Origin of the sequence: Streptomyces gottesmaniae (assembly GCF_031845845.1) — a bacterium.
Classification (GTDB): domain Bacteria; phylum Actinomycetota; class Actinomycetes; order Streptomycetales; family Streptomycetaceae; genus Streptomyces; species Streptomyces akebiae.
Window position 1 is genome coordinate 205,927 of record NZ_JAVRFJ010000014.1, and the last position, 7,443, is coordinate 213,369.

The 7,443-nt window shown below is 72.3% G+C and carries 7 protein-coding genes and 1 riboswitch; of the genes, 2 read left to right on the top strand and 5 right to left on the bottom strand.

Annotation, left to right across the window (positions count from 1 at the left end; all coding sequences use genetic code 11):
* Positions 1 to 34: 34 nt before the first annotated feature.
* Complete coding sequence (locus tag RM704_RS18240; protein ID WP_033529176.1) at positions 35 to 1,561, bottom strand: cobyric acid synthase; 1,527 nt, start codon at positions 1,559 to 1,561, stop codon at positions 35 to 37.
* Entirely contained in the window at positions 1,558 to 2,499 is a 942-nt protein-coding gene (locus RM704_RS18245; RefSeq protein WP_311590830.1) for a cobalamin biosynthesis protein, read from the bottom strand. The genes RM704_RS18240 and RM704_RS18245 overlap by 4 nt, the downstream gene beginning before the upstream one ends.
* A gap of 98 nt (positions 2,500 to 2,597) precedes the next feature.
* Positions 2,598 to 2,740, bottom strand: a riboswitch (cobalamin riboswitch).
* A gap of 337 nt (positions 2,741 to 3,077) precedes the next feature.
* On the opposite strand from RM704_RS18245, the gene RM704_RS18250 reads away from it, so the two are divergent.
* Complete coding sequence (locus RM704_RS18250; protein WP_311590831.1) at positions 3,078 to 3,389, top strand: hypothetical protein; 312 nt, start codon at positions 3,078 to 3,080, stop codon at positions 3,387 to 3,389.
* 152 nt (positions 3,390 to 3,541) lie between these two features.
* Here RM704_RS18250 and RM704_RS18255 read toward each other — a convergent pair whose 3' ends face one another.
* From RM704_RS18255 to RM704_RS18265, 3 genes are all read right to left on the bottom strand, one after another.
* The gene (locus RM704_RS18255) at positions 3,542 to 3,763 is read right to left on the bottom strand and encodes a hypothetical protein (protein ID WP_033529177.1); all 222 of its coding nucleotides are present in this window, start codon (positions 3,761 to 3,763) and stop codon (positions 3,542 to 3,544) included.
* Positions 3,764 to 3,794: 31 nt separating this feature from the next.
* A complete protein-coding gene (locus RM704_RS18260; RefSeq protein ID WP_033529178.1) occupies positions 3,795 to 5,057 on the bottom strand; it encodes an inorganic phosphate transporter in 1,263 nt (420 codons plus the stop codon).
* Positions 5,058 to 5,247: 190 nt separating this feature from the next.
* A complete protein-coding gene (locus RM704_RS18265) occupies positions 5,248 to 5,997 on the bottom strand; it encodes a lysozyme (protein ID WP_033529179.1) in 750 nt (249 codons plus the stop codon).
* 195 nt (positions 5,998 to 6,192) lie between these two features.
* On the opposite strand from RM704_RS18265, the gene RM704_RS18270 reads away from it, so the two are divergent.
* The gene (locus RM704_RS18270; protein ID WP_033529180.1) at positions 6,193 to 6,924 is read left to right on the top strand and encodes a class II aldolase/adducin family protein; all 732 of its coding nucleotides are present in this window, start codon (positions 6,193 to 6,195) and stop codon (positions 6,922 to 6,924) included.
* Positions 6,925 to 7,443: the final 519 nt, after the last annotated feature.

Sequence of the window (7,443 nt, forward strand, 5' to 3'; positions counted from 1 at the left end):
ACCCGCGGCCGGTCGTTCAACAGCGTGCCCGTGCTCATTCGGACGCTCCCGGTGTTCCCGGTGCCCCGGGCGGCACGAACGGCAGCCCCGTCGGCGCGCCCGACTCGATGAGCCGCCACAGCGCGTCCGTGTCCGCGTGCTCCTCGATCAGGTCGCCGAGCCGGTCGAGCTGCTCCTCGCGCAGCGCGGCGAACGACGTGTCGGGGGCCGGCACGAACCGCCGCCCCGAGGCCGTCGCCACCTCGCGCAGGAAGGCCCGCCGGAACCCGTCCGACTCCAGTGACCCGTGCCAGTGCGTGCCCCAGGTCTGTCCGACCCTGCACCCGTCCAGAAAGGGTTCGCCGCCCAGGACCTCGGCGACCCCGTGATGGATCTCGTACCCCTCGACCCGTTCCCCGAGGGCCTCCCCGACGGGCCGCGTGAGCGTCTTCTCCGGGGCGAACCGCACCCGGACGGGAAGCACCCCGAGCCCCGGGACGTGTCCTCGGCGGCTCTCGACGTCGTCCTCGATGTGCTCCCCGAGCATCTGGAACCCGCCGCAGAGCCCGAGCACCGGCCGCCCTTCGGCGGCTCTGCGCACCAACGCCTCGGCGAGCCCGCGCTCCCGCAGCCACTCCAGCGCCCGGACCGTGCCCCGGGTCCCGGGGACGACGACCAGGTCGGCGTCGGCCAGTTCCTCGGCGCGGTCCACGAACCGCACCACGACACCGGGTTCGGCGGCGAGCGCGTCCACGTCGGTGAAGTTGGACATCAGCGGAACCGCGCACACGGCGACCCGCAGCACGTCCTCCCCGACGGGCGGTGCGACGTTCGACTCCCGGACCGTGCCCCGCAGCGAGATGCGCAGCCCGTCCTCCTCGTCGATCCCGAGCCCGTGCCGGAAGGGCAGCACCCCGTACGTCGGCCGCCCGGTGAGCCCGCGCAGCATGTCGAGCCCCGGCTCCAACAGGGAGACGTCCCCCCGGAACTTGTTGACGAGGAACCCGGCGACGAGGGCCTGGTCCTCGGGGGAGAGCAGCGCGACGGTCCCGAAGAACGACGCGAAGACCCCGCCGCGGTCGATGTCACCGACCACGAGCACGGGCAGCCCGGCGTTCCGGGCGATCCCCATGTTGACGATGTCGGTCCGCCGCAGATTGATCTCGGTCGGAGAGCCGGCCCCCTCGCAGATCACCGCGTCATACGTGCCCCGCAGCTCGGTGAGACACTCCAGCACGACCCCGAGCAGCCGCTGTTGCCGCCCCCCGTGGTACCCGCGCGCACTCATCTCGCCCACGGGCTTGCCGAGCAGCACCACCTGACTGCTGCTTTCGCCTCCGGGCTTCAGCAGCACGGGGTTCATGAGCGCGGTGGGCTCCACCCGGCACGCCTGCGCCTGCATGGCCTGCGCCCGCCCGATCTCGGCGCCCTCCTTCGTCACGAAGGAGTTGAGCGACATGTTCTGCGCCTTGAACGGGGCGACCTTGACCCCCTGCCGCACCAGCCACCGGCAGATCCCGGCGGTGACCACGCTCTTCCCCGCGTCGGAGGTGGTCCCGGCGACCAACAGCCCGCCACTCATCCGTGCCTCCTCGTCCGCAGCAGCGACACACCCGCACCGATCCCCAACGCCAGCCATCCGACCCGCCGGGACAACCGGACGGTCCGCTCGATGTCACCCACGACGACGGCGCGTCCCTCCCCATTCAGCACCGGCCGGTGCTCGACCCGCCCCCCGTACGACAACGTGCCCCCCAGCCGCACTCCGAGCGCCCCCGCGAACGACGCCTCCACGGGCCCCGCGTTGGGACTCGGGTGCCTGCCGGCGTCCGCGCGCCAGGCCCGTACGGCCCCGCGGGCATCCCCACCGCAGGCCGCGGCCAGCACCGCCGTCAGCCGGGCCCCCGGCCAGCCCACCACGTCGTCCAGCCGCGCGGAGGCCCATCCGAACCGCCGATACCGCTCCGAGCGGTGTCCGACCATGGCGTCCAACGTGTTGACGGCCCGAAACCCCACCAGCCCGGGCACACCCGCCACGGCTCCCCATACGAGCGCGCCCACCACGGCGTCGGAGGTGTTCTCGGCGACGGACTCCACGACCGCCCGCGCGATCCCGTCCGGGTCGAGCGCCTGGGGATCCCGCCCGCACAGATGGGGCAACCGGGCCCGGGCGCCCTCGACGTCCCCCGCGTCGAGGGACCGCGCGATCGCCCGAGCCTCCCGCCCGAGCGAAGTCCCCCCGAGGACGGCCCAGGTGGCGGCGGCGGTCAACGCGACGGAGGCCGCACGCGACGGGCGTACGGCGGACGAGGCGAAGGCCCCGAGCGCCACGGCGCCACCCGCGCACACGGCGGTGTGCAGCGCGCCCCACCCTCGGTGGTCCCGCCACAGCACCTGCTCCACGGCACCGGCGGCCCGTCCGAACGCGGCGACCGGATGCCCCCGGCGAGGATCGCCGAGCAGCAGATCGCCGAGGAGTCCGGCGGTGGCGCCGTACGCGAAGACGCGATCGGCACGCACCGGTTCAGCCGATCGCGAGGTCGGACGAGGATCCGGTACCGGGACTCAAGCGGCAGCCGCACATGGCGATATGTCCTCACTCAGGGTGTCCACGCCCTGGTTCGACGAGACCGACGGCGAGAGTTCCTGGCTCCCGGGAGGTTCTTCCCCGGTGACAGTGGCGGGACCGCGCCGGACTCGCACCGGCTTCCTCTCCTGCCGTCGTACATGGCCCCGGCAGTCCACCACGCTCCCGGAAGACCCGTCAACTTGCTGTTGACCTGCGGTGCAGGGGTGTGCTCAGCCCCACATCGCTGAAATATGGCCAGACGCCCGAATCGGCTCTTTCCGCGCTCATCTCCGCAGCGCCGGGCGGGAACACTTGAGGGAACGGCAGTACGCGTGTCGGCGCGCTGACTTGTGAGGTGGAGGTCGGGCGTCGTTCGAGGAGGGGCGGGTTCTGGTGTGTGACTCGAGCTCGAAGAAATACGCTGTGCTCTCCTTCCGTCACAGCGCGTGGTGTGGTTTTCTGGCGGGGCTTGTGGACCCGGGAGCGGACGGCTCCTGAAGAACCGTTCGGGGGACGGGAGGTACACGCGATGGAAGATCGGACCAAGGGAACCGCCTCGGCGCGTGCGCGGGCATCGCGGGACCGGCGGACGCTGTTGTCCGCCGCCGCGCCGCTGGTGCTCTTCAGTACGGTCGCCGGGGTCCTCGCCGTCGGGGTGGGAGCTCTCGCCGCCCTGCTGGTGCCGGGGACCGAGGCGCGGGCTGTCGTCTGGCCGGCGGTGACCGCCCTCCTCGCCACGGGGGCGGGCCTGTGGTGGGGGCTCGCCCCGGTCACGGAGCGGCTGAGGGCCCTGGACCGGGCTCTGGTCGGGGCTCGCCCGCGGGGGCCGGAGGAGCGCTGAGGCCGACGGGCCGCGCGGCATCCGCGCGGGCGCGCAGCACCCGGCGAGGGTGACGGCCCGCTGTGGACAATGGACAAAACCCTCGTACCCGGTCAAACGGTACGAGGGGTTTGTCTCTGTGTGTCGTGCGAGGTGGGAGGGGTGGACGGGCCTCAGGCCATGATCAGGTAGATCCCGTAACCCACCGCCGCCGTGCAGGCCGCGAAGCAGGCGTACGCCGCTGTCGTGGCGAGGGCGGGCGACGTGCCGGCGGTGGTCGCGGCCTCCCGCTTGGAGAGGCCGACGATCCCCAGGGTGAAGAGGCCGACGAGGGCCACGGTGACCACGAGGCTGACTCCGAAGACGGAGCCGAGGGCTGCCCAGTCGATGTGCATGTTGGTGTTCTTCCTCAGGAGGTCGCGGGGCTCAGAGGGCGGGCGTCGGCGTGGACGAGTTCGCCGGGGACGTGGCCTCGGCGGCGGTCGCGGCCGCGGGGACCGGGATGGTCGCCGAGAGGTCCTCGGTGACCGGTCCGGCCGGCGGCGGCGTCACGGCGGCCATCGCCGTGGTCACCACGCCGGGCGGCTCCTCGGTGTCGTTGACGTTCGTGTGGTCGACGACCTCGCGGCGGGAGATCACCCAGATCGCGGCGCTGGAGGCGATGAGGAAGACCGCGACGACGGCCGTGCCCCAGCTGCCGAAGGACGTCACCCACTCGGCGAGCGCGGCGACGAGCGCGGCGGCCGGCAGGGTCAGGCCCCAGGCGACGAACATCCGGGTCGCGGTGGACCAGCGGACCACCCCGCCCTTGCGGCCGAGGCCCGCGCCCATCACCGCACCGGAGACCGAGTGCGTGGTGGAGAGCGAGAAGCCGAGGTGCGAGGAGGCCAGGATGACCGTGGCCGCGCTGGTCTGGGCGGCGAAGCCCTGCTGCGGCTGGAGGTCGGTCAGGCCCTTGCCCATCGTGCGGATGATGCGCCAGCCGCCCAGGTAGGTGCCGAGCGCGATGGCGAGACCGGCGGAGACGATGACCCACACCGGCGGGTCGGAGTCGGGCGCGAGGGCGCCGCCGGCCACCAGGGCGAGGGTGATGATGCCCATCGTCTTCTGGGCGTCGTTCGTGCCGTGGGCCAGCGAGACCAGGCCCGCGGAGGCGATCTGACCGGCGCGGTAGCCCTTGCCGGAGGCCTTCTCGCTCGTGTGCTGTCCGAGCTTGTACGTCAGCCGGGTGGCGAACATCGCCGCGAGGCCGGCGACCAGCGGGGCCGCGATCGCGGGGATCAGCACCTTGGTGACGAGCACGTCGCCGTGGACCCCGCTCGTGCCGGCCGAGGCGATGGTGGCGCCGACGAGGCCGCCCATCAGGGCGTGCGAGGAACTGGAGGGGAGCCCCACCAGCCAGGTCAGCAGATTCCAGAGGATGGCGCCGACGAGCGCCGCGAATATGACCTCTGGCTGTATCCCGGACTCGTCGACGAGTCCCTTGGAGATGGTGTTGGCGACCTCGATGGAGAGAAACGCGCCGACAAGGTTGAGCACGGCGGACATGGCCACCGCGACCTTGGGCTTCATCGCGCCGGTCGAGATGGTGGTGGCCATCGCGTTGGCGGTGTCGTGGAAACCGTTCGTAAAATCGAACGCAAGCGCGGTGATGACCACGATCGCGAGGATCAGCGAGAAGTTTTCCATTTACCCGGGCTTCTTTCGGACGTCAGTGGCATGTGGACCGTAGGCAACCTGGGTGAACGGAAGATGAACTGGGGCAGGCGCGCGGGTGTAATGAACGAGGTGCCGCCACTCCGCTTGTGGGCCGGTGGGCGGCCAGGGCCTGGCGGAGCGGCGGTCCGGCCTTCGAACTGAGGCGGAATATCGAGATCCGCTACCCCTGGGCGAACCTCTTCAGCCGGTTCGTCGACCCGTTGAAGAGGTTCTGGTCACCCGGCAGGGTCCCGCTGCCGTTGTCGTACTGCCAGATCGTCCAGTACTTCCAGCCTGCGGGGAGTTCCCCCGCCCCGGCGGCGTCGTAGCGGGCCAGCCACAGCGCGTGGTTGCCGCCGAAGGCCGCGCTGTCGCCGGTGCAGGTCTTCCACCAGTGGGTGGTGGTGTAGATCACCGGGCGGCGGCCCGTGAGGCGCTTCACCTCGTCGCTGAACGACTTGATCCAGCCGACCATGGCGCTGTCGCTCAGGCCGTAGCACTTCCGCTTCCTGTCGTACGGGTTGTATTCGATGTCGAGCGCCGGCGGCAGCGTCCAGCCGTCCGCGCGCCAGCCGCCCCCGTTGTCCACGAAGTAGCGGGCCTGGGTCTTCCCGGACGACCGGTGGGGCAGTGCGAAGTGGTACGCGCCGCGGATCAGCCCCGCCTCGCGCGAGCCGTTGTACTGCTGGCCGAAGTACGGGTTGCGGTAGGTGGTGGACTCGGTCGCCTTGACGTAGACGAACCGGGCGCCCTTCGACTTCGCGCTCGACCAGTTCACCTTCTTCTGGTGCGAGGAGACGTCGTGCCCCCTGGCCTTGGCGGCGGCCGAGACGGGGATCTCGGCGAGGGCGGTCCCCCCGAGGGTGAGCGCCGCGACGACGGCGGCGAACGCGCGGTTGCGGCGACGCGACGGCTTGGGAGCGGTGGTCATAATTCCCCCCGGAATGGCGATTGTGCGACAAAACATCCGGAGATTACTGGAAGATCACTGAATCCCGCTCGACCATCGCCCCATCGCCAACTCGGAGTGACGTATGCGTATATGGCGCCCTCCGCAGGGCCGTGATACGCCCGCCGCGCCTCCGCCGAGTGCCCCTCACCGGCGGCCGCCTGGCAGGATCGCGGCATGGTCGAGCAGCAGGGGAACGCCCGGGGCGAGCAGGGCGCCGTCGAGGTTCCGCGAGGTGCGCGGGGCGAGCGGCGCAGCGCAGTGCCGGACGACGTGGCGCACGCGTGGGACGAGCTCGTCACGACGGCCCGCCGGACGGTGGCCGAGGGCCTGGTCGTGGGCACCTCGGGGAACGTGTCCGTGCGCGTCGGGGACACCGTCCTGGTCACCCCGACGGGAGTGCCGTACGACCGTCTGACCCCGGACGACGTGACGGGTGTGGACCTCTCGGGCCGGCAGGTCCTCGGCACGCTCCGCCCGACGAGCGAACTCCCCATGCACCTGGCGATCCACGGCACCACCGACGCCCGCGCCGTCGTCCACACCCACGCGGTCCACGCGACGGCCGTCTCCACCCTCGTGAGCGAGCTGCCGCTGATCCACTACATGTCCGCCGCCCTCGGCGGACCGGTCCGGGTCGCCCCCTACGCGACCTACGGCACCCCTGAGTTGGCCGAGAACATGCTCCGCGCTCTGACAGGGCGCACCGGTTGTCTCCTGCAGAACCACGGCACGATCACCTACGGAAGCACCCTCTCCGAGGCCTACGACCGCACGGCCCAGCTCGAATGGATGTCCAGAGTCTGGCTGACGGCGTCCTCCGTCCCGGGCCGCACCCCGCACCTCCTCACCCCCGACCAACTGGCGGCAGCCGGCGCCCGCCTCCGCGACTACGGCCAGCCGGGCTAGGCCCTGCCGTCACAGTCCCGCTCTGCCCTGCGCCGGCCCCCGCCGCCGCCCGCCCGGCCCCGCCGCCGGCCGTCGGGTCATGCCCTCAGCCGCTGGACCACGCCCTCCCCGCCGGGCGCCGCGCACCCGGGGTGCCTCCGCCGCTCCGGCAGCCCTCCGGCCCTCCGGCATCTTCCGGTCCGCCGACGTTCCCAGCCGCCTTCGTCCGTCCGGCTGAGCGCCGGAGCCCCGGGCCGACCACGCAACCCTCCGACGGCTCCCCAACCCCTCGGCAGGTCCTGGACCGTCGGCCGCTCGACCCGTCCGGCTGGTCCCCGGACACCGGGCCTTCGGCCGATCCTCGGCCGTCAGGTCTCCTGTGTCCCCTCCGACCAACTTCCGCCGATGCTCGACCGTCAGGTCTCCCGTCCCTGGACCTCCCCGGCGCCGCCGCCCCGCCGCCCCGCCGCCCCGCCGCTCCGCCGCCCGCCGCCCGCCGTCCGCTCGTCCGACCCCCCGACCCGCCCAGCGGGCCTTCGC